Annotated in this window: 22 protein-coding genes; all 22 read left to right on the top strand. The window is 69.7% G+C overall.

The window, feature by feature from the left end:
* Positions 1 to 323: 323 nt before the first annotated feature.
* Positions 324 to 1,931 carry a terminase gene (locus tag ACZ5VD_RS01600; protein WP_468680097.1) on the top strand — a complete coding sequence of 536 codons (1,608 nt, stop codon included), beginning with the start codon at positions 324 to 326 and terminating at the stop codon, positions 1,929 to 1,931.
* The gene (locus tag ACZ5VD_RS01595; protein WP_468680095.1) at positions 1,928 to 2,167 is read left to right on the top strand and encodes a hypothetical protein; all 240 of its coding nucleotides are present in this window, start codon (positions 1,928 to 1,930) and stop codon (positions 2,165 to 2,167) included. The genes ACZ5VD_RS01600 and ACZ5VD_RS01595 overlap by 4 nt, the downstream gene beginning before the upstream one ends.
* On the top strand, positions 2,164 to 3,489 hold the full coding sequence (locus ACZ5VD_RS01590) for a phage portal protein (RefSeq protein WP_468680094.1): 1,326 nt from the start codon (positions 2,164 to 2,166) through the stop codon (positions 3,487 to 3,489). The genes ACZ5VD_RS01595 and ACZ5VD_RS01590 overlap by 4 nt, the downstream gene beginning before the upstream one ends.
* Positions 3,489 to 4,739: an HK97 family phage prohead protease gene (locus tag ACZ5VD_RS01585; protein ID WP_468680092.1), complete on the top strand. Its 1,251-nt coding sequence runs from the start codon at positions 3,489 to 3,491 to the stop codon at positions 4,737 to 4,739. The genes ACZ5VD_RS01590 and ACZ5VD_RS01585 overlap by 1 nt, the downstream gene beginning before the upstream one ends.
* Before the next feature lie 69 nt (positions 4,740 to 4,808).
* On the top strand, positions 4,809 to 6,053 hold the full coding sequence (locus tag ACZ5VD_RS01580; protein ID WP_468680089.1) for a phage major capsid protein: 1,245 nt from the start codon (positions 4,809 to 4,811) through the stop codon (positions 6,051 to 6,053).
* Between the two features lie 67 nt (positions 6,054 to 6,120).
* Positions 6,121 to 6,528 carry a hypothetical protein gene (locus tag ACZ5VD_RS01575; RefSeq protein WP_468680087.1) on the top strand — a complete coding sequence of 136 codons (408 nt, stop codon included), beginning with the start codon at positions 6,121 to 6,123 and terminating at the stop codon, positions 6,526 to 6,528.
* Complete coding sequence (locus ACZ5VD_RS01570) at positions 6,528 to 7,199, top strand: hypothetical protein (RefSeq protein WP_468680085.1); 672 nt, start codon at positions 6,528 to 6,530, stop codon at positions 7,197 to 7,199. The genes ACZ5VD_RS01575 and ACZ5VD_RS01570 overlap by 1 nt, the downstream gene beginning before the upstream one ends.
* A 90-nt stretch (positions 7,200 to 7,289) precedes the next feature.
* Positions 7,290 to 8,111, top strand: a complete 822-nt coding sequence (locus ACZ5VD_RS01565) for a hypothetical protein (protein WP_468680083.1) — start codon at positions 7,290 to 7,292, stop codon at positions 8,109 to 8,111.
* Complete coding sequence (locus ACZ5VD_RS01560; protein ID WP_468680082.1) at positions 8,111 to 8,584, top strand: hypothetical protein; 474 nt, start codon at positions 8,111 to 8,113, stop codon at positions 8,582 to 8,584. Before ACZ5VD_RS01565 ends, ACZ5VD_RS01560 begins: the two co-directional genes overlap by 1 nt.
* Before the next feature lie 10 nt (positions 8,585 to 8,594).
* Positions 8,595 to 8,819: a hypothetical protein gene (locus ACZ5VD_RS01555; RefSeq protein ID WP_468680080.1), complete on the top strand. Its 225-nt coding sequence runs from the start codon at positions 8,595 to 8,597 to the stop codon at positions 8,817 to 8,819.
* A gap of 3 nt (positions 8,820 to 8,822) precedes the next feature.
* Complete coding sequence (locus ACZ5VD_RS01550; protein ID WP_468680079.1) at positions 8,823 to 9,809, top strand: phage tail tube protein; 987 nt, start codon at positions 8,823 to 8,825, stop codon at positions 9,807 to 9,809.
* A 9-nt stretch (positions 9,810 to 9,818) separates the two neighbouring features.
* The gene (locus ACZ5VD_RS01545; RefSeq protein ID WP_468680078.1) at positions 9,819 to 10,331 is read left to right on the top strand and encodes a hypothetical protein; all 513 of its coding nucleotides are present in this window, start codon (positions 9,819 to 9,821) and stop codon (positions 10,329 to 10,331) included.
* A gap of 11 nt (positions 10,332 to 10,342) precedes the next feature.
* On the top strand, positions 10,343 to 10,918 hold the full coding sequence (locus tag ACZ5VD_RS01540) for a hypothetical protein (protein ID WP_468680076.1): 576 nt from the start codon (positions 10,343 to 10,345) through the stop codon (positions 10,916 to 10,918).
* A gap of 77 nt (positions 10,919 to 10,995) precedes the next feature.
* Positions 10,996 to 14,769 (top strand): hypothetical protein, encoded by a 3,774-nt coding sequence (locus ACZ5VD_RS01535; protein WP_468680074.1) that lies wholly within the window; start codon positions 10,996 to 10,998, stop codon positions 14,767 to 14,769.
* A gap of 1 nt (position 14,770) precedes the next feature.
* Positions 14,771 to 17,215, top strand: coding sequence for a LamG-like jellyroll fold domain-containing protein (locus ACZ5VD_RS01530; protein WP_468680071.1), 2,445 nt, complete (start codon positions 14,771 to 14,773; stop codon positions 17,213 to 17,215).
* A 10-nt stretch (positions 17,216 to 17,225) separates the two neighbouring features.
* On the top strand, positions 17,226 to 17,666 hold the full coding sequence (locus ACZ5VD_RS01525) for a hypothetical protein (RefSeq protein ID WP_468680069.1): 441 nt from the start codon (positions 17,226 to 17,228) through the stop codon (positions 17,664 to 17,666).
* Positions 17,663 to 18,181 carry a hypothetical protein gene (locus ACZ5VD_RS01520; RefSeq protein ID WP_468680067.1) on the top strand — a complete coding sequence of 173 codons (519 nt, stop codon included), beginning with the start codon at positions 17,663 to 17,665 and terminating at the stop codon, positions 18,179 to 18,181. Before ACZ5VD_RS01525 ends, ACZ5VD_RS01520 begins: the two co-directional genes overlap by 4 nt.
* Before the next feature lie 60 nt (positions 18,182 to 18,241).
* Entirely contained in the window at positions 18,242 to 18,529 is a 288-nt protein-coding gene (locus tag ACZ5VD_RS01515) for a hypothetical protein (protein ID WP_468680065.1), read from the top strand.
* Positions 18,530 to 18,591: 62 nt separating this feature from the next.
* Positions 18,592 to 19,512 carry an N-acetylmuramoyl-L-alanine amidase gene (locus ACZ5VD_RS01510; RefSeq protein ID WP_468680064.1) on the top strand — a complete coding sequence of 307 codons (921 nt, stop codon included), beginning with the start codon at positions 18,592 to 18,594 and terminating at the stop codon, positions 19,510 to 19,512.
* A 17-nt stretch (positions 19,513 to 19,529) separates the two neighbouring features.
* Entirely contained in the window at positions 19,530 to 19,799 is a 270-nt protein-coding gene (locus ACZ5VD_RS01505) for a hypothetical protein (RefSeq protein WP_468680062.1), read from the top strand.
* Positions 19,799 to 20,227, top strand: coding sequence for a hypothetical protein (locus tag ACZ5VD_RS01500; RefSeq protein WP_468680060.1), 429 nt, complete (start codon positions 19,799 to 19,801; stop codon positions 20,225 to 20,227). The genes ACZ5VD_RS01505 and ACZ5VD_RS01500 overlap by 1 nt, the downstream gene beginning before the upstream one ends.
* On the top strand, positions 20,227 to 20,499 hold the full coding sequence (locus ACZ5VD_RS01495; protein WP_468680058.1) for a hypothetical protein: 273 nt from the start codon (positions 20,227 to 20,229) through the stop codon (positions 20,497 to 20,499). Before ACZ5VD_RS01500 ends, ACZ5VD_RS01495 begins: the two co-directional genes overlap by 1 nt.
* The last annotated feature ends 68 nt before the right edge of the window (positions 20,500 to 20,567 follow it).

Genomic DNA, 20,567 nt, shown 5'->3' with positions numbered 1-20,567 from the left:
ACCCCCGCTCGACCGTCACAGTCCGTGACCGTCGCCATCTGTCACGCTCCGTGACGCTCGACCTTCGGGGGTGATCATGGACGACGAGCCGAAGCGCCGCTCTCTCCGAGCGGGGGCAGTCACTAAAGCGACGAAGGCCGAACTCGCTGAACTGGGCGTATCCCCCGATTCGAACGCGTCTGCGGCGGCAGCAATCCGGCTGGCGAAGGAGCTCGACTCGGCGCAGGACCCCAAGGACGCGGCCTCTGCGGCCCGCGAGTTGCGGCAGGCCATGCACACAGTGCGAGCGCTGGCCCCGCCGAAGGAACGGGGGGACAAGATCGATGAGCTTGCGGCACGGCGTCCCCGCCACTCGGCGTAGCAACCCGGACCCGATTGGCTGCCAGAGCCCGCGGATCATCTCCACACCGCACTACCGACGCATCGAGAGCGGTCGGTGGAGCGGGATTGAGGACCAGGCGGCGCTCGACTTTCGATCCCCTGCTGGTCAGGAGGCCATCGAGCTGGCCGACGACTCCGGTCTGAAGCTCGACCGGTGGCAGCAGCTCGGCCTGCACCACAGCCTCGCTGAGGATAACGAGGGCCGGTGGACCTCGTTCGAAGTCGTCCAGAACGTGACCAGGCAAAACGGCAAGGGCGGATACCTCGAGGCCCGCCAGGTCGCCGGGGTCATGCTCTTCGGCGACAAGCTGATCGTGCACACCGCGCACGAGTTCAAGACCGCGCGGGAGTCCTTCCGCCGGCTGGACCAGATGATCGAGGGCTCGTACGCCCTCAGCCGCCGTGTGAAGCGCGTTCTGCGCGCGCACGGCGAGGAGGGATTCGAGTTCCACAACGGGGCCCGGATCCTCTTCCTGGCCCGCACCGGCGGATCCGGCCGTGGCTTCTCCGGCGACCTGGTGATCATGGACGAGGCGATGAGCCTGCGGTCCGCACCGATCGGAGCCCTCCTGCCGATCATGTCCGCGCGGCACAACCCCCAGCTCGTCTACACCTGCAGCGCGGGCATCGGCGCGGAGAGCGAGCAGCTGGCGACGCTGCGGGCCCGGGCTCTGGCAGGCACGTCGCAGCCGGACGAGTCGCTGACCTATCTGGAGTGGTCGATCGTGCCGCACACGCGGGAGTGCCCTCGGGATGAGGACGGACAGATCGTGTGTGACGAGCACGACCACCGGGACGACGCACGGGCGTGGCAGCGGTCGAATCCGGCGCTGGGGATCCGGATCCGTGTGCAGGCCGTACGACGCGAGCTCGCGACCATGCGGCCCGACCTGTTCGATCGTGAGCGGCTCGGAGTGGGCGAGTACCCGCAGGTTGCCGAGGACAGTTGGCAGGTCATCGACGAGGTGACCTGGAAGGGCCTGGCCGTACCGCGGTCGGCGCTCGAAGACCCGGTCGGCTTCGCCATCGACACGAACCCAGAGCGCACCTGGACGGCCATCAGCGTGGCGGGCGCGGCCGGTGAAGGCCGGCACGTCGAGGTCGTGGCGCACCGGCCCGGCACGGACTGGGTCGTCGACTGGGCGGCCGAGCGGGATGAGAAGTGGAAGCCCTGCGTGTGGGTGATCGACGAGGGCGGCCCCGCCGGATCCCTGGCCGCTGAGCTGCGCAAGAGGCTCGCCGGTGACCATCCGGTGGGCAGCGGCTTCGGCCGTGACCACCTGGTCGTGGCGCCGAAGGTGCGTCAGCTGGCCCAGGCGTGCGGCCAGTTCTACGACCGGACGCAGGACGGCACGCTGCGTCACCTCGGGCAGGCGCCTCTGACCAGCGCTGTAGCGGGCGCGAAGAAGCGCGACCTGGGCGATGCCTGGGCGTGGACCCGGCGCAGCGAGGGGACCGATGTGAGCCCGCTGGTGTCAGCGACGTACGCACTGTGGGGCTGGGAGCAGTTCCACGACGTGGAGGAAGAAGGGGCGCCGAACCTGTGGTGAGCAAAGCGGACGAGGACGAGCAGGCGGCGCGCGAGCACCGGCGGATGCGGCGGCTTGTGGCCCTCGAGACGGTGTTCGTCCTGGTCCTGGTCGCAGGGCTGGGGCTGTGGAGTGTGCCCGCTGCGCTGGTCGTAGGTGGGGTGCTGGGTGTGCTGGCGTGCGAGCGCGCGCTGGCTGACAGGCGTGCCGCAGGGGTGCGGCGCGGTGGGGAAGCGGTGGGGGGTGAGCGACAGTGAGCGGCCTGTTCGGCCTGTTCGACGGGCCAACGAGCAGAGGACTGGAGAGCCCGGCACAGCCGCTCACCTCCACCGCGCTCCTGGAACATCTGGGTGGGGCACAGTCAGACGCGGGGATCGCGGTGTCCGAGACATCGGCGCTAGCGGCCTCGCCGGTGTGGCGGGCTGTGTCCCTCATTGCCGGCGTCTCGGCGGCCCTGCCGATGCCCGTGTACCGGGACAACACACGGGAGAAGCAGACCGCGGAGCTGCTGAAGAATCCGCATCCGGATCTGACGCCGGTGGAGCTGTGGCGGTTCGCGTACCTGTACCGGGTCCTGTGGGGCAACACCTACATCCAGAAGGTCCGCAACGGAGCAGGACAGGTCAAGGAACTGTGGCCGGTGTCTGCGTACCGGGTCGGAGTGACCAGGGATAAGCCGAGTGAGGCGAACCCATCGGGCAAGCTGTTCGAGGTCACCGACGACTGGGGCGTGCACCACGTGTGGACGCCCAAGGAGATGCTCCACATCCCGGGCCTGGGCTACGACGGGCTGACTGGTTGCTCGCCGGTGAGGCTGGCCCGGCAGGGCATCGCGCTGGCGCAGGCCGCGGAGAAGTCGGCCGCCAGGATGTTCGGCAGCGGCAACATGATCGGCGGTGTCCTACAGACCGAGCAGCGCCTCGACCCAGACCAGGCCGCCCGGCTGAAGGAACGCTGGAAGGCCAAGCTGTCCGGCGTCCACAACAGCCATGAGGTGGCTGTCCTCGACTCAGGCGCCAGCTTCAATCCGGTACAGATGCCGAGCACGGACGCTCAGTTCCTCGAGTCCCGGCAGTTCCAGGTCACCGAGATCGCGCGCATGTTCGGCGTGCCGCCATTCCTTCTGATGTCCACGGAGAAGTCCACCTCATGGGGCACCGGGCTTGAGCAGCAGGCACAGGGCTGGGTGACGTTCGACCTCAATCCCACCTGGCTCACGCCGACCGAGCAGCGCGTCACCAAGGAGCTGCTGCCGCGCGATCAGTACGCCAACTACAACATGGGCGGCCTGTTGCGCGGCGACACCGCGGCCCGGGCCACCTTCTACCGGGCGATGCGTGACGTCGGAGCGTACAGCGCGGACGACATCCGTGCGCTTGAGGAGATGCCGCCGCTGCCTGCGGGCGCGGGCGGGGACGTCTACCTGCAGCCGATGTACATGGCGCCGCTCGGCTCCAACCCGCTCGCCCCGGACGGAGAGCAGCCGGCCGCGGGCTCGAACCGGGCGCGGGCCGCCGGGCTGATTGCGGAGGCGCAGCGCCTGCTGCAGACACCGGACGAGACGGAGGAAGGCACCTGATGAGGACCCTGACGAGGACTACGGCCGAGGAGCGCCGCCAACTGCCGTTGTCCACGGCAGAGGTAGTGATCCGAGCGGCAGAAGGCGCCGCCGCAGATACCGGCGGCGAGCGGTTCATCGGCTACGCCGCGAAGTTCAACTCCCGTACAGCGATCGGCAATCCGCTGAAGTGGGGCTTCTACGAGGAGATCGCTCCGGGCGCCTTCACGAAGACGCTGCAGGAGGGCGATGCGCGGATGCTCATCGACCACGACTCGTACTACGTGGTCTCCCGGGTATCCGCCAACACGCTCACGCTGGCCGAGGACGCCCTGGGGCTTCCCGTCGACTCGGCCCTCGACACGGGTCTGTCGTACGTGAACGACCTGAAGGCGAACGTCCGCAACAAGAACATCACCGGGATGAGCTTCGGCTTCTACGTGGTGAAGGACGACTGGACGCTCGAGGACGTCGAGCTCAACGGGCAGGTCGCCCAGGTCGAGGTACGGCGGATCCTCGAGGTCCGCCTCGTCGAGGTCAGCGCCGTGACGTTCCCCGCGTACGAGGACACCGAGGCGGAGCTCGCGTCGGTCGCCTCCGCGCTCGTCAGCCGCGGCGACCAGGCCGCGATCGAGAAGCGCGCCAAGTTCCGGCCGGAGCTGCGGGATCTGCTGCAGCTGGTCGGCAGCGACTCAAGCGACCGGGCTCCCGAAGTCGTCCCGGCCGTACGGGCAGGCGCGGACGCCGAGGAGCGCGGCGGTCTGGCCGTGCACTCCACCGACGCCTCGGACGCGGCATGGGACGGGCCGGCCAACTCGAGCGACCTCCCCCAGGAGGAGAGCGCGCTGCGGATGGCTCACGCCTGGGTGGACCCGGACGGCGACGCCGCAGCGAAGGCCTCGTACCGGTTCATCCACCATTTCGTGGGCGTGGACGGCGACGTGGGCGCGGCTTCGACGGTCGCGTGCACCACGGCGATCGGCGTCCTCAACGGCGCCCGCGGGGGAACGACGATCCCCGAGGAGGACCGCCAGGCGGTCTACAAGCACCTGGCCCGGCACCTGAAGGACGCCGGGATCAAGGCACCAGAACTCAAGCAGGTCGAGGGCGAGCCGGGTGAGTCCACTCGCGAGACCAGCACACCGGAGACCACACCCGCGGCACCCAGCGGCACCGAGCCGGCAGAGACCACTCGGACCGTCCAGGACGCGCGCGTACTCCGCATGAGGGGGCTGGCCGCACGCTTCGGCCTGCCGCACGCCTCCTCGTAACTCCGTACTCACCCCGATGGCCCCAGCTCTGTGAGCTGGGGCCATCGTCATGCCTGAAGGGAATCAGACATGCCCGCACAGCTCACCCGGCTGATCGAAGAGCAGAACCTGACGTGGCAGCGGATGCAGGACATCCAGACTCTCGCCGAGCGCGAGGGCCGGGACTGGACGGCCGAGGAGCGCGCCAACTGGGACGAGGCCGAGGCCCGGCTCACCGAGGTGTCCGGCGACATCGAGCGCCTCAACAAGATGGCCGCGCTCGACAAGATCGACCGCAGCCAGATCGTCACCACCACCGGTGAGCCCGAGGGCCGCCGCGGCAGCGATCGGGACGGGCAGGCGCAGCGCTACAGCGACGCGTTCGGCCTCTACCTGCGCGGCGGTATGGACCGGCTCACGCCTGAGCAGCGGACCATGATGATGGACCAGGAGGTCGACCTGCGCGCGATGGGCGGGAACACCGACGTCGGCGGCGGTTTCACTGTGCCGGACGAGTTCCGCAACATCATGACCGAGACGATGAAGGCCTTCGGTGGCGTCTTCGGTCTGGCGGACGTCATCACGACGTCGACCGGTGCGGACCTGAACTGGCCCACCAACGACGACACGTCGAACGAGGGCGAGATCCTCGGCGAGAACACTCCCGCCGGCGAGCAGGACCTGCTGGTCGGCGGGAAGAAGCTGAAGGCGTACACCTTCAGCTCGAGGCAGGTCCGGCTGTCCCTGCAGCTCCTGCAGGACAGCGCGTTCGGTCTCGAGTCGTGGGTGCCGAAGAAGCTCGGCGAGCGGATCGGCCGCCGCGCCGCGAGGGCCTGGACCACCGGCACGGGTGTGGACCAGCCCGAAGGCATCACCACCAGCGCCATCGTCGGGAAGACCGGCGCGAACGGCCAGACCACGTCGATCATCTACGACGACCTGGTCGACATCGAGCACTCCGTCGACGTCGCCTACCGGGCGAGCGCGCAGTACCTGATGCACGACCTGATGCTGAAGGTCATCCGGAAGCTGAAGGACACCCAGGGCCGGCCGCTGTGGCAGCCGATCCCCGCGCCGGGGTTCCCGGCCACGATCAACGGGTTCACGTACAACATCGACAACTCGATGCCCGTCCCGGCCGCCAGCGCCAAGAGCATCGCGTTCGGCGACTTCAAGGCCGGCTACCTGATCCGTCAGGTCCTCGACGTGCAGACACTCCGCCTCGTCGAGCGGTACGCCGAGTACCTCCAGGTCGCCTTCCTCGGGTTCGCCCGCATGGACGGCATGATCAACGACTCGTCCGCGATCCGCCTGTACCAGCACCCCGCCAGCTGACCAACGCCGCTCACGGGTCCAGGACTTCGCGCCTGGACCCGTCGGCATTCACAGGAAGGAGCGCGTCGTGAGGGACGCGTACAGCAACTTGCTCGTGAAGGGCACCCTGACGCCGGCCGCGCGGACGACGTCGACGAACGGGACGACGGTCGACCGGGCCGAGGACAGCAGCATGTTCCAGGACGCCATGGCCGTCATCGCGGTCGGCACCGTGACCGACGGCACGCATACGTTCGAGGTGCAGGACTCCGACGACAACTCGTCGTGGGCGGCCGTCGCCGACACCTACCTGCAGGGCACCGAGCCGGCCGTGACGTCGAGCACCGACGAGACGGTGTACGAGATCGGCTACAAGGGTCTCAAGCGCTACGTGCGGGTCATCACCACGGTGGCCGGGTCGCCGTCCACCGGCGGTGTGTACGCCGCGCAGATCATCCTGTCCAACCCGCGGGTCGCTCCGGTGGTCCGGAACTGATGGCTCACATCAGGGTGTTGGAGGCGATCGCCGGAGCCGACTTCTCGTGGTCGCCCGGCGACGTCGTCGAGGTGACCGAGGAGCAAGCCGCCACCTGGGCCGACGGGTACCGCGCAGTCCTCGTCGCCGAGGACCAGGAGGCGGGAGGCCGGGCACCGGTGGTCGTGCACCAGGAGCCGGTGGTGGTCGGCGAGGACGGCTGGCCGCTCGAGGTGATCGCGGCAACGCTTGAGGAATGTGAGCCGCCCGCCGGTGTCGAGGACGGGCCGAAGTGGGTGCAGTGGTCGGTGACCGTGCGTTTGCCTGTTCCGGCCGCCGGCAGCGACAGCCCGCCGCCCGGGCCTGAGTCGCTGACGGATCCGGCGGCGGATGCGGCAGACCTCGAGAACCAGGACCCGGAGGACGCCGTGCTGTTCAACCCCGACGAGCACAGCAACAAGGAAGTGCTCGCCTACCTCGACGGTGTGGGAGAGCAGGAGGCGTTGCGCGTGCTGGAAGTAGAGGCTGCCGGCCAGAACCGGGCCGGGATCGCGAAGAACCGGGACCAGGTCCTCGAAGCCGCGCGAGCGCGGGACGCGGCGGAGGGCGGGGGCCCGGGCGGTGCGGAGAAGGCCGCCGACTTCTCCCGCGGTGGAGGCGGCGCCGAGGCGCCGGAGACCCGCGCCTGGTAGCCGCCCTGCCGGCGGTGGTGGACCTCGTCGCCGCGGCGGCGGCCGCGGCGACGAGCCGCCCACGCCTTCAAACTGTGAGGGGAGGCTGAGATGCCCTTCGACCTGGGAGCACCCGCGCGCCTGGCCATGACAGTCACGGCCGACGACGGGCAGCCGGCCAATGCCGGATCCATGGCGCTGACCGTCACGCTGCCGGACGGGTCGGTCAGCGTCTTCGATCCGGTGGTGCCGGTGTCGGCCGGGCAGTACCGGTACACGTACGCGACGACTCAGGCGGGCCGTCACGCCGTGCGCTGGCTGGGAACCGGTCTCAACGCGACGGCGTACGTGGACGTGTTCGACGTACGCGAGGCGATCCCGACGTGGATCATCTCGCTGGCCGACGCGAAGGAGCAGCTGAAGCTGACCCACACCACGTCCGAGGACGAGAGCGTCCGCCGGTGGATCGGCGCGACCACCGCGGCGGTGGAGTGGTTCGTCGGCCCGGTCGCCGAGCGCACCGTCACCGAGACCCACAACGTGGGCCAGGCGCAGGCGCTCGCGCTGCGCAAGATGCCCGCGCTGCAGTTGACCAGCGTGGTGCCGGTGCTGGACGGCGGGACGTCGTACGACGTCAGCACGCTGGATCTCGACGGCTACGACGGCATCGTCCGCCGCAAGGACGGCGGCCGGTTCTGTGGGCCGCTGCGCGTCACCTACCGGGCGGGGCGTCGCATCGTCGAGGAGAACATCAGCGGTGCCACGGAGCTGATCCTTCAGCACTTGTACCGCACCCGGTACGGCAGTGGCCGGCCGCAACTGGGGACCGGCGACTTCGACGTCACCGAGCCCATCCCGGGCCTGGGCTACGCGATTCCGAACCGGGCGCTGCAGCTGCTCAGCCCGGACCAACTACCACCGGGGATGGCGTGATGGCGACCTCCGCAGTACCCGCCGCGATCACCCAGCTGCTGGAGATCCTGCGCACCCGGCCAGCCCTGCAGACCGGCGTCCTGGTCCTCGACGGACCGCCTACCGTCGACGTGTCCCGCTCGGACCTGCTGGCTGTGGGCTGGTCGTCCGAGGAGGGCGGCCAGGCCGTCGAGATGGTCCAGGACTTCAACGCCGCCGGCGCCCGTACCCGCGACGAGACGTTCGCGATCAACGGCGTGATCGACGTGTGGAACGGCGGCGGCACGTTCGACGTCCTCCGTGCCCGCGTCTTCGAGCTGGTCGGCGAGATCGAGAACGCGCTCCGTGCATCGGATGCCGCGCCGGAGGCGCCGACCCTCAACGGGGCTGTGCTGTGGGCGCATCTGACCAGGGGCAACTTGCGCCAGTACTTCACCGAACAGGGCGTCCGGGCTGCCCTCGATTTCTCGGTGTCCTGCCAGGCCCGGATCTGAGGAGGAATCAATGTCGCGTGTCCGCTTGATCGGCCCGGAGCCGGTGATGGTGCCCGAGCTCGGCGGCCGCCTGGTGGAGCTCGACGAGGTCGTCGAGGTGCCGGACGCCAGGTTCGAGGGCTACGTGTGCCAGACCTCCACATGGGAGGCCGTCGAGGAGCCCAAGGAAGATCCGGTGCCGTCGGCGCCGGCCAAGAAGAGCGCGGCGGCCAAGGCGCTGCAGAAGGAGGACTGATCCATGGCGATCGGATCCGGGCTCGGCGCCCAAATCGGGATCGCGTCCGAGAGTGTCTACGGCACCTTCGTGGCGCCGGCCAAATTCATCGAGTTCACCAAGGAGAGCCTGGCTGTCAAGAAGACCACGGCGACGTCGCAGGGCATCGCGGCGAACCGTCTGCTCGCGCTCGCCTCTCGGCGTGTGGTGACCCGGAGGGAGGCCGCCGGGTCACTGGAGATGGAGGTCGCCAACAAGGGCATGGGCCTGCTGTTGCAGTGCCTCATGGGGACATCGGTCACGCCGGTGCAGCAGGCGGCGACGGCCGCCTATCTGCAGAGCCACACCCTGGCGTCGGTGGCGGGCAAGAGCCTGACGATCCAGAAGGGTGTGCCCCTCACCAGCGGCGCGGTCACCGACAAGAGCTTCGTCGGCTGCAAGATCACCTCGGGTGAATTCTCGTGCGGTGTGGGCGAGATGCTCACCGGCAGTTTCGAGATCGACGGCAAGGACTGCGATGAGGCGCAGACTCTGGCCGCCGCCTCCTACAGCAACATGAGCCCCTTCCACTTCGGGCAGATGGGGCTCAAGACCGGCAGCTTCGGCGCGGAGACGGCGCTGGACGGGATCCGCAAGGTGTCCTGCAAGATCGAGCGGCCCCAGGACACCGAGCGCTTCTACGCCAACCGGTCGGCGCTGAAGGCCGAGCCGATCGAGAGCGACCTCGTCAAGATCACCGGGTCACTGGAGTCAGACTACGTCGCCACCACCCTGGACGACCTGCACACCAGCGACGGAACGACCTCGCTGGTGTGGGAGTTCATCGGGCCGCTGATCGCGGTGACGCACTACGAGACGTTCCGGATCATCCTGCCCGCGATCAAGCTCGACGAAGGCCCCCCGGTCGTCGACGGCTACGGCGTCGTGAAGCCGACCTTCACCTACACCGGCCTGTACGACGGCACGAACCAGCCCAAGATCGAATACATGAGCACGGACATCGCTCTGTGAGGTGACCTCATGGTGCAGGACATCCGCGTGATCGGCACCGGCCAGCTGCTCGAACTGCAGGCGCGGCTGCGCCGGGCCGGTCACGAGAACATCCGCCAGTCCATGCAGCGCCGCGCCCGGCGCGCGGCCGAGCCGCTGCGCGACGACCTGCAGAACACGGTCCGCCACCTCGACATCCGCTCGCAGGGGCGCAGGGCCGGCAAGCGCGGCGGACCCTCGCCGACGACCAGGCCTCTGCGGGCCACGATCGCCGCGGCGATCCGCATCAGCGTGCGCACCACCGGCACCCCCGGCGCCCGGGTCTGGCTGGACAGATCCCGTCTGCCTGCCGACATCACAGCGGGCATGGTCAACCGCCTCAACGAAGGCCGCCTGCGCCACCCGGTGTTCGGCAACCGGAGCCGGTGGGCGCAGCAGACCACCACCCCTCTGTGGTGGGACAAGATCGTGCGCGCCCACCAGCCCCGCATCACCCGCGAGATGGAGCGCGTCATCGACGACGTGCGCCGCCACCTTGAGTAGGAGCACTCCCCTTGATCATCGTGTACACCCCCAAGGGCGGCGAGCCCGAGCACTACGACGCCACCAGCCTGAAGGTCTCCGAAGCGGCGATCGTGCAGAAATCCATCGACCAGAAGTGGCAGGAGATCCTCGGCGGGCTGGAGACCGATGACCTGGACGCGATGCGCGGCATCGTGTGGGTGATCAAGAAGCGGTCGAACCCCTCGCTGCGGTGGGGGGACTTCGACCCCGGCGTCGCCGAGATGACCACCCGCATGGACAACGAGGAAGTCGCCCGCTTCCTCGACGTGCTGCTGGCCAAGGCCGACCCGGAGCTGGAATGGGAGACGATCGAGAGCCTCCTCAGTGCCCGGCTCGATGCGGTGGCGCTTGACCCGGAGCGGGCCAGGGAACTGCTGGCCGCGCGGGCCCCGGACCCAAAAGAGACGCCGGCCGCAGAGGCCCCGCCGGCGGCGACGGACCAGACGCAGGAGCAGGAGCAGGGCAGCTCCCCGAGCCCGAGCCCGACATCTGCCGCGCCCGGGACCTCTACCTCGGACTCTTCGCCCACCTCCTCCACATCCCTCCCGGAGCCGTCGACGACCTGAGCGTCCGCGACTTCTACAACCTCGTCGTCTGGATCGACCAGTACCAGGCGGCCCAGCGGGCGGAAGGCGGTGAGTGAATGCCGTCGCTGAACTTCATCCTCACCGGCCGCGACCAGCTCTCTCGGATCATGGACGGGGCCGGCGACGCGAGCCAGCGTCTGCAGCGCCGGATCGACGACCACGCCCGCAGCATGACCCGGAGCATGGCCGGATTCACCCGGGACGCGGACGGCCGCCTGCGTGACCTCAACGGCCGCTACGTCGCGGTCAACGCCTCGTCAGCTCAGCTCAGTGACGCGGCCAGCCGTATGTGGCGCACCACGGCGGTGACCGGCCGCAAGGCCGTGGACGAGCTGAAGTCCGTGGCCATGATGCTGGCGCCGGCGGCGATCCCGGCCGCCGCGTCCCTGGCGCCCATCGCGGCGGGGGCGGGCACCGTCGCCGTGGCGGTGGCGGCGATGGGTGCCGCCATCGCACCGCAGATCGCCCAGCTCGGCGAGGCGACGGACGCCCAGAAGAAGTACGAGGACGCCGTAGGGAAGTCCGGCCGCACCTCGCAGGAGGCCGTCCAGGCGCAGAACGAGTACGCGCGGATCATGGCCGAACTGCCGCCGGAGACCCGCGAGGCCGCGGCCGCCGTGGGCGTCCTGAAGGACGAGTACAAGGCGTGGTCGGAGTCCCTGGCGGGCGACACGATGGCGCCCTTCACCAAGGGCGTCCAGCTCACCAACGCCCTGCTGCCGAAGACGACCGGCCTGGCCAAGGCAGCGAGCAGCGAGACGGACCGGTTCCTCACGATAGTCGGCGGCGAGATGGCCTCGCCCGGCCTCGACCGTCTGAACAGCGAGTTCACCTCGTTCACGCAGCGGACCCTGCGCGGCATGAATAACGAACTCGTGCACCTGCTGCGCACGTCGGGCGACGACGAAGTAGGCGGGAACGCGCGCGAGTTCATGGCCTGGGCGCGCGCCCAGGGCCCCACGGTGGCGAGCATCCTCAGCAATGTCGCCACCACGCTCATCCACGTCCTGGACGCGGGCAGTGAGGTGGGCGTCGGCCTCCTCGATGCCGTCGAGGTCGTCTCGGATCTGGTGTCGGCGGTGCCGCCCGAAGCCATCGCGATCTTCCTGCAGCTCGCGCTGGCCATGAAGCTGACGAAGGCAGCGGCCCTCGGGCTCGCCGCCGGCCGTGCCGCCGTGGCTGCCTTCGCCGTGCAGATGCTCGCCATGCAGGCGGCGGCCGGCGGCGCACCCGGCCGTCTCGGCGCGGTCACCGCGGCGATGGGCGCCATGTCGCGCGGGGCGAAGCTGGCCCTGGTGGGCAGCGGTATCGGCCTGCTGGTCATCCTCCTCGCGCAGTTGTCGAGCGCGGGGAAGAAGACGCCGCCGGATGTCGACCGGCTGACGACATCGCTCGGCAACCTGGGCCGCACCGGCAAGGTGACGGGCGAGGCCGCGCGCGCGTTCGGCACCGACCTCGGCGGGCTGGCCGACTCGCTGCGCACCCTGTCCCGCCCCTCGAACCTGGACGCGACACAGCAGTTCCTGACCTCGCTGATCGGGATGGACTCCACCCCGGTAGCCCAGGCCAAAGAGGACCTGGACGCGGTCGACAAGGCGCTGGCCGGCCTCGTGCAGGGCGGGAAGGGAGACCTCGCCGCAGCAGCCTACGAGCGGGTCTCGGCCGCCATGCGCAAGCAGGGCATGAGCAGCAGCGAACTCCGCGCGGAACTCGGCGACTACGAGGGCGCGCTGGCCGACGCGAAGTTCGAAGCTGAACTGACCGCGGCGTCGATGGGCCTGTTCGGGCAGCAGGCCCAGTCCGCGCAGACCAAACTCGACGCGCAGAAGCAGTCGGCGGACGGACTGCGCCAGAGCATCATGGCGCTCAACGAGGCCTCCCGGCAGGGCCTCGGCGGGATGATCGGTTTCGAGGCGGCGATCGACGCGGCTGCCAAGGCCGCGACCGAGAACGCCGGCGCGCTGTCCATGTCGCACGGGCAGCTAAATCTCAACAGTGAGAAGTCCCGGACGGCGGCGTCCGCTCTGCAGGACCTGGCGACGAAGACCGACGAGGCCGCGGCCAGCGCACGGGAGTCGGGGTCGTCGTGGACCGCGGTCAACGGGATCTACGAGCGCGGCCGGTCGCAGCTCGTGGCGAGCGCCCAGGCGATGGGTCTGACGACGAGGGAGGCCGGCGCCCTCGCCGACCAGATCCTGAAGATCCCCGACAAGACCACCCTGCTCAAGGGGGACGTCGAGGACCTGCAGGCGAAGGTCGAGGCGGCGCAGCGCAAGGTCGACTCGCTCAGGCAGAGACGGAAGACCGCGGTCGGCGCGGAGAAGACCGACCTCGACCGGAAGATCACGGCCGCTCAGGCGAAGCTGGACGGGCTGCGCCAGAAAGCCGCAGTCGCGATCCGCGCCATCGACAGGTCCTCGTCGGTGGCGGCGGCGATCAAGCGGGCCATCGACAGGGTCCGCTCGAAGACGGTCACGATCACGACCGTGCAGCACACCCTCGGTGTCGAGGGCACGGCCGGCCGCCAGAACGCCAAGCTCAACGGCTACGCGGGCGGCGGTACGCCCCGGCCCGGCGAGGTCGCCTGGGTCGGCGAACACGGCCCCGAGCTCATGAGCTTCGACGGCACAGAGAAGATCTTCGACCACCAGAAGTCCATGTCGATGATCAATCCCAGCCAGGAAGCCGGCACGCTCGCCGGCGCGGGCCTGGCCTCCGGCATGGCCGGGGCGACCTCGACGGTCGGGGCGGCGGCGCGGGCGATGGCGTCCGCGGTCACGCTCGGCATCCGCGAAGAGCTGGAGATCTCCAGCCCGTCGAAGAAGACGAAGGCCCTGATGGCCGACGTCGGCAAGGGCATGATCCTCGGCCTGACCGGCAGCCGCGACAAGATCAAAGCCACAGCCAAGGATCTGGCCGCCGACATCTGGAAGGCGTTCACCGGCAAGAAGGACAACGCCCTTGTCGCCATGGTCAACAAGCAGACGAAGAAGCTGCTCGACCTGGCGGCGAAGCGGGACGCCGTCGCGGCCCGGATCGCCGAGGCCAAGCAGTTCGCCAAGGACACCGCGTCGACAGCCAAGAGCGGGGCGCGGCTCGACAACCTGGGTATGGAGCCGGAAGAGGTCACGGCCGGCGGCATCAAGGGCGGCCTGGCCAAGAAGCTCGCTCAGATCAAGCAGTTCACGAAGTACATCGGCGTCCTCGCCAAGCGAGGCCTGCACAAGTCCCAACTCAAGCAGATCCTGAGCATGGGCCCGGAGGCCGGCTACGCCTACGCCTCCGCACTGGCCGGCGCGGACAAAGCCACGTTCTCGCAGATCAACAAGCTGCAAGAGCAGGTCAACGACTCGACAACGAAGTTGGGGAAGACCGGCGCCGACGCGCTGTACGACTCCGGCAAGAACGCAAGCAAGGGTTTCCTCACCGGGCTCCTCTCCCAGGAGAAGCAGCTGAAGGCGACCATGCTGAAGATCGCCAAGGCCATGCAGACGGCGCTGCGCGAGGCCCTGGGGATCAAGAGCCCGGCGACCAAGATGATCCCCGACGGCGAGAACACGACGAAGGGTGTCGCGCTCGGCGCGCTGAAGGGCCTGCCCCACATCGACCGGGCCATGAAGACCGTGGCCGGCCGGATGGCAGGCAAGGCGACTCTCCTGCCCGTGACCGGGCGGGCCGCCGCCATCGCGGGCGGCGGCACCACCACCGTGCACCTCAAGGTCGAGGCCGGCTTCGGTACGGATCCCATCGCCCTGGCCCAGGAGATGCAGCGGATGCTGCTGCGCCTCAAGCGGGACTACGGCGTCAACGTGAACCTGGGGGTGGGCTGACATGCCGCTGCTGGTGGAGGTGGGGTGGGGCGGCCTGGTCCAGGCGCCCACCACCATCACGTGGGCGGACATCTCCTCCCGCGTCGACATGGTCCAGGGCGTGACCATCACCCGGGGCGCCTCCGACGAACTGTCGGAGACGCAGCCCGGGACTGCCTCGCTGCGCGTGGACAATCTCGACGGCGCACTCACACCGGGCAACGCGACCTCGCCGTACTACCCGTATGTGCGGCGCAACGCCCCTATCCGCATCGCGAAGGCCGTCATCCCGGTGAAGTCCGGGGCAGCGCCCTATCCGCTCGCCCGCCTCGGCGACGACTTCGACGCCTCCCGCGTGGACGGCACCCGGTGGACGAACGTCTACGGCGGCGCCGGCCTTGTCGACGGGAAGGCCCGCATCCCGTGCGCACCCGGCCTGTTCGCCGGGTTCCTCTCCTTCCGGGAGTGGACGCTGACCGGGTCGAAAGTCACGGCCAAGCTGCACAAGGTGCCGGCCGCCAACGGCTCGTCGACCGGCGCAGCCAGCATGTGGGTGAAGTCCACCACCGGCGGAACGCGGATCGGCTGGACCTACAACCCGGCCACCGGGCAACTGTTCGCCGACAACCACGTCGGGTTCGGCGACGCCGGCCACACCGTGCTGACGTACAGCCCGATCAGCCACGCCTGGCTACGGGTCCGCGAGTCGGGCGGCACCGTCTACTGGGAGACGTCGGGGGACGGCTTCGGCTGGACCGTGCGCCGCTCGCTGGCCACCCCGGCCTGGGTGACCTCGCAGATAGCCGAGGTGGAGTTCACCGGAACCCGCACCGGCGGCACCACCGACACCATCGAGTGGGACCTCCTCGGCGCCGAGGTCAGGCCGCGTTTCTGGGGCACGGTCAACGAATTCCCGGTCGGCTTCCGGGGCCTCGGCAGTTCCGTGCCCGTCACGGCGACCGATCTGTTCAAGCGCCTCAACCGGCTGCCCGCGCTGCGCTCGATGCTGGCCGAGGAGATCCGCGGCCTGGGCCCGCTGGTCTACTACCCGCTCACCGAGCCGGCCGACTCGGTCACGGCCGGGGACATCGGCGGCAGCGGTGCCCCCTCCCTGGCCATCACCCAGTCCGGGGTGGGCGGCACCCTCACCATGGCCTCCGAGGAGGGGCCGCCGGAAACCGGCGAGCAGGCACCGGTCTTCACACCGTCCTCGGCGACCGCCGGCAAGTGGCTGTCCGCCGACCTCGGCCCCCAGTTCGAGGACTCCTTCGCCCTGTACCTGTGCTTCGAGGCCTGGTTCAAGACCACGACCACGGGCCGCTGCATCATGGGCGTCCACTCCGCCGACCTCGTCAACCAGCACGTGCTGTCCATCGCGGCCGGCGGCGGACTCCAGATCGAATGGACCTCCGACGGCAGCGCCCTCACCACCGAGGCCGTCGCCGGGCCGACCACCCTGGCCGACGGCACCTGGCACCACGTCCTCTACGACCAGCGCGAAGGAAAGATCTGGATCGACGGGGCACTGGCCGACTCCAGCCTGGCCGTGCCGCGCCGCTTCTACGAGCGAGTCCTGCACGTGGGCGGCTACCGGGGCACCCGCCTGTGGAACGGCAGCATCGGCCACGCCGTCGTGTACGCCACACAGTCGCTGTCCATTGGACCGGTCGCGTTCACCCACTACGACGCGGGCATGACCGGATACGCGGGCGAGGACGCAGACGCCCGGATCCAGCGCCTGGCCTGGTACGCGCAGTTCACGTCCGTCACCGTCTGGGGGAGCACCTTCGACCCGATCGCCTCCCAGGGCCCGGGCGGCTCCGGGGTCGTCGCCCGCATGCGGGAGGTCGAATCGACGGAGTCGGCCCGGCTGTTCGCCGAGCGCGACTGGTACGGGCTCGCTTTCCAGTCCCGCGACATCCGCTACAACCCTGACCCGGGGTCCGAGGTTTTCACGATCGCCTACGCCGACCTGGAGACGAACGCTCTCGAGCTGGCCGACGACGACCAGAAACTCGTCAACACCATCGAGGCGTCGAGGCCGGGCGGTGCGACCCAGAAGGTGACCGCGCCCGCGAGCATCCTGGCGTTCGGGGTCTACGACCCGGGCGCGATCTCCATCCTCAAGACCTCCGACAACAGCGTGCTGGATGCCGCGTACTGGCGGGTGTCCCGCTACGCCGACCCGGCACCGGAGCTGCGCGAGGTGCCCATCGAGGCGTACACGATGGACTCCTACCTGGACATCCTCGACGCCGACATCGGCTCCTACTTCTCCGTGACCGGCCTGCCCGTCCAGGCGCCGTGGTCCTCGGCCCGCGTCACCGTCGAGGGCTACACCGAGACGATCAAAGAGAAGTCGCACCTCATCCAGTTCCACACCAGCACCACCAACAACGACAGCGTGTGGGTGCTGGACGACCCGACCTATTCGGTCCTGGACTCCACCACCCGCCTCGCCTACTAGGAGCCCTCCCATGCCGATCGCCGTCGTCCGCGCCGAGACGTTCTACAAGCCGCCGCCCGCCCAGCCCGCCGACCTGTGGGCCGACGTCCCCGCCGCACTGCTCGTGTGGAAGTGGATCGAGATCCGCCTGAACCGCCGTGCCACCCCGCCCGTGGACGAGGAGTCGACGGGCGAGACCTGGTACGCGCGCATCAACCAGAACCGGTGGCTCGCCGACTGCACCTCGTGCGGCTCGGCGGCCGTCGTCTCACCTGCCGACCCGCGCTACGCGTGCACCGAATGCGGATGGGGCTGGTCGGTGCTGGTCTTTCCCGCCGACGTCGCCGCCGTCGAGACGGAGCTGCTGCCGCTCAAGCCCGCCCTGCGGAACTGGTGGCATCCCCAGGACCCGAACAACCCCGCCGCGACCGCCCTCCGGACACCGGCCGCTGCCGGGGGTGAGGCGCCGTGACGTTCGCTCCGAGGACCTGGGTGGTGGGCGAGGTGGTCTCGGCCGCCATCATGAACCAGGAGATCCGCGACCAGCTCAACTCGGTCTTCGGCGCGTGGACCAGCTACACCCCCAGCTGGCTCGCCGAGGGCGGGGCCGCCCCCACCCTCGGCAACGGCGTCCTTGGCGGCCGCTACCTCAAGGTCGGGCGCACTGTGGACTGGGTCATCCAGCTCACGTGGGGGTCGACGACCGCACCGGGCGGCGGCGCCGGCGGGGAGAACTGGGTGTTCACCCTGCCAGCGCCTCCGGCCGCGGGGTTCTCCTACCGCACCGTCAAAGGCGACGCGCTGGATGCGAGTTCCTCCCTCCACTACGGCGCCGCCGCGGTGTACACCACCGCCAACGGCGGGAGCATCCGCAGCCTCGTCGACCAGCAGGCATCCTCCGCCGCGATCTGGGACTCGGTCGCCCCCTTCACCTGGGCCGCCGGCGACATCCTCTACATCTACGGCCGCTACGAAGCCGCCTCCTGACCGCTCCCCACCCCGCAGCCCCGCGCCGATGGCCGGGGCTTTTCTGATTTGGAGGGATCAATGACTGCCCCCACTGGCGCAGCCTCTGTTGCCTACCGCATCTCGTACTACAACGGCGACGTCAGCCACCCCGGCGTCCCGCACATCGAGATCGGCATGGAGTACGAGACAGCGCTGCCGGACGCTGGCACGCACGGGGACATGCGCGAGCTCCTGGACGACGCCCTGGCCGCCGCGTTCCTGGCCTTCCGGAACACCGTGGAGAACGCGTACCCCGGTACCCCGGGCAGCGTCTCCCGGTCTTACAACGGCCCCGTGACAGGGGATCCGTTCCCGCCCTCGCCCTGAACCCGCCTCACTCCACAGCCCCGCGCCAGATGGCCGGGGCCTTTCTCATGTCTGGAGACCGCATGGCCACACCGCCTACCGCGTCCGTGTTCGCGCAGCTGCTGCGCGCCGAGGGCCTGGTCGTCGTCGAGGTCGGCGACTGGGAAGACCACAACCGAAACGGCAAGGGCCCCTGGGGTCCGGTCCACGGCGTGCTGATCCATCACACCGTGACCCGGGGAACCGCCGCCACAGTGAAGATCTGCCGCGATGGATACTCCGGTCTGCCCGGGCCGCTCTGCCATGGCGTCATCGCCAAGGACGGCACCGTCCACCTCGTCGGCTACGGCCGGGCGAACCATGCCGGCCTGGGCGACGACGACGTGCTGCGCGCGGTCATCTCCGACAAGGCCGTGCCAGGCGACGACGAGGCGAACACCGACGGCAACCGTCACTTCTACGGCTTCGAGTGCGAGAACCTCGGCGACGGCGACGACCCCTGGCCCGAAGCCCAGCTCGACGCGATCGAGAAGACGGCCGCCGCGATCTGCCGCCACCACGGCTGGACGGAACGATCCGTCATCGGCCACCTGGAGTGGCAGCCCGGCAAGGTCGACCCGCGCGGCTTCACCATGGCGGCGATGCGGGAACGGATCCGCAGCCGCTTCGACGTGGACGAGCCCGCCACCCCGACCCCCTCGCTGCCGAAGCCCACGCGGCCGGTCGTCGACCTGTCGAGGCTGGTCGCTGCGGCGAAGTCCAACCCGAAGGCGGCCGGTAGCCCGGTCACTTACGCGGGCGTGCGCACCGTCGAGACCGCTCTCGTCGACGGCGGCTACCTGGCCAAGGCGTACTCGGATGGGCACTACGGCACGGTCACCGTGCAGGCCTACGCGAAGTGGCAGCGCCACCTCGGCTACAGCGGCACCGCCGCCGACGGCATCCCCGGGATGACGTCGCTCAAGAAACTCGGCGACCGATACGGATTCACCGTCGTCGCCTGACCCCGAAGGGAATCACCATGCCCGAATACACCCTGCCCGGCGACGCCGAGACCGTCGTGAAGACCGCCGCCGCCTACGGCCGAGACCTCGCCGAGCGGACCGTGGCCACATTCGTCGTCGCCGCCTCCGGCGTCGGCATCGCGGCCGGCCCCGCCGACATGTTCCACGCCAGCTTCTGGCAGACCATGGGCGCGGCCGGCATCGCCGCCTCCGGGTCCCTGCTCAAGGGGATGCTCGCCAGAGCGTTCGGCACGAAGAACAGCGCGAGCCTCGCCAAGGGCGTCTGATGTGGGGCGCGGTGGCGCGGCCGGCGTTCTCGCGCCGCCGCGCCTTCCTCGTCACCGTCGGTCTCGGCTGGGCCGGGTACGGCGGGCTCGGCATCATCGACAACCCGCGGTACGGGACGGCCCGGGGCCTGGTCGACCTGACCCGGCATGTGCCCCTCGACGTGCTCGGCTGGATGTGGGTGGCGTGCGGTGTCGTGGCCGCCCTGGCGGGACTGATCGTCAACTGCCCGCGGATCCAGGCCGTCGGCTATGTGGCGCTCGCCGTCCCGGCCGGATTGTGGGCGGGGGTGTTCACCGTCGCTGCGTCGGGCCCGTTCCCGCCGGCCGTTGGATCGGCCTGCGGGTGGGGGGCGTTCACGATCGGCGTGGTGCTGGTGTCCGGCATGGACGACCCGCCGCCGCCGTACCTGAGAAAGGGGCGGGGCTAATGGATGTGGGGGCGATGGTCGGTGGTGCGGTCGGCCTGGTGGTGGGCCTGCTGTCGTGGGGGCAGTCCAGGTCGACGAACCGCCGCTCGGATTTCATGGCGATCACAGAGCGCCTCGACCGGGAACTGAAGGAGGAACGCACGCAGCGCAAGCTGCTGACCCGCGCCTACCTCGACATCTGGGGATGGGCGAAACGGGTGGGCCCGGACACCCCGGCCGGCCCGCCACCCGAGGCACCACACGAACTCGACCTCACACCCTGGCGACCGTGACCGCGGCCCCGCTCTCCTCGGAGGGCGGGGCCGCTTTCGTGCGTTGCGAGCAACTCGGCCGAGCCATG

The organism is Streptomyces sp. NPDC032822, from assembly GCF_055578825.1.
Note: the sequence above shows the minus strand (reverse complement) of the source record. Positions and strands in the feature narration are given on the sequence as shown.

What these genes read in the sequence shown, in the direction of transcription:
- ACZ5VD_RS01555 (WP_468680080.1), top strand. Translation starts at nt 8,595, where the DNA reads ATGTCGCGTGTCCGCTTGATCGGCCCGGAGCCGGTGATGGTGCCCGAG.
- ACZ5VD_RS01600 (WP_468680097.1), top strand. Translation starts at nt 324, where the DNA reads ATGAGCTTGCGGCACGGCGTCCCCGCCACTCGGCGTAGCAACCCGGAC.
- ACZ5VD_RS01505 (WP_468680062.1), top strand. Translation starts at nt 19,530, where the DNA reads ATGCCCGAATACACCCTGCCCGGCGACGCCGAGACCGTCGTGAAGACC.
- ACZ5VD_RS01565 (WP_468680083.1), top strand. Translation starts at nt 7,290, where the DNA reads ATGCCCTTCGACCTGGGAGCACCCGCGCGCCTGGCCATGACAGTCACG.
- ACZ5VD_RS01535 (WP_468680074.1), top strand. Translation starts at nt 10,996, where the DNA reads ATGCCGTCGCTGAACTTCATCCTCACCGGCCGCGACCAGCTCTCTCGG.
- ACZ5VD_RS01500 (WP_468680060.1), top strand. Translation starts at nt 19,799, where the DNA reads ATGTGGGGCGCGGTGGCGCGGCCGGCGTTCTCGCGCCGCCGCGCCTTC.
- ACZ5VD_RS01550 (WP_468680079.1), top strand. Translation starts at nt 8,823, where the DNA reads ATGGCGATCGGATCCGGGCTCGGCGCCCAAATCGGGATCGCGTCCGAG.
- ACZ5VD_RS01560 (WP_468680082.1), top strand. Translation starts at nt 8,111, where the DNA reads ATGGCGACCTCCGCAGTACCCGCCGCGATCACCCAGCTGCTGGAGATC.
- ACZ5VD_RS01530 (WP_468680071.1), top strand. Translation starts at nt 14,771, where the DNA reads ATGCCGCTGCTGGTGGAGGTGGGGTGGGGCGGCCTGGTCCAGGCGCCC.
- ACZ5VD_RS01495 (WP_468680058.1), top strand. Translation starts at nt 20,227, where the DNA reads ATGGATGTGGGGGCGATGGTCGGTGGTGCGGTCGGCCTGGTGGTGGGC.
- ACZ5VD_RS01510 (WP_468680064.1), top strand. Translation starts at nt 18,592, where the DNA reads ATGGCCACACCGCCTACCGCGTCCGTGTTCGCGCAGCTGCTGCGCGCC.
- ACZ5VD_RS01545 (WP_468680078.1), top strand. Translation starts at nt 9,819, where the DNA reads ATGGTGCAGGACATCCGCGTGATCGGCACCGGCCAGCTGCTCGAACTG.
- ACZ5VD_RS01515 (WP_468680065.1), top strand. Translation starts at nt 18,242, where the DNA reads ATGACTGCCCCCACTGGCGCAGCCTCTGTTGCCTACCGCATCTCGTAC.
- ACZ5VD_RS01570 (WP_468680085.1), top strand. Translation starts at nt 6,528, where the DNA reads ATGGCTCACATCAGGGTGTTGGAGGCGATCGCCGGAGCCGACTTCTCG.
- ACZ5VD_RS01580 (WP_468680089.1), top strand. Translation starts at nt 4,809, where the DNA reads ATGCCCGCACAGCTCACCCGGCTGATCGAAGAGCAGAACCTGACGTGG.
- ACZ5VD_RS01525 (WP_468680069.1), top strand. Translation starts at nt 17,226, where the DNA reads ATGCCGATCGCCGTCGTCCGCGCCGAGACGTTCTACAAGCCGCCGCCC.
- ACZ5VD_RS01585 (WP_468680092.1), top strand. Translation starts at nt 3,489, where the DNA reads ATGAGGACCCTGACGAGGACTACGGCCGAGGAGCGCCGCCAACTGCCG.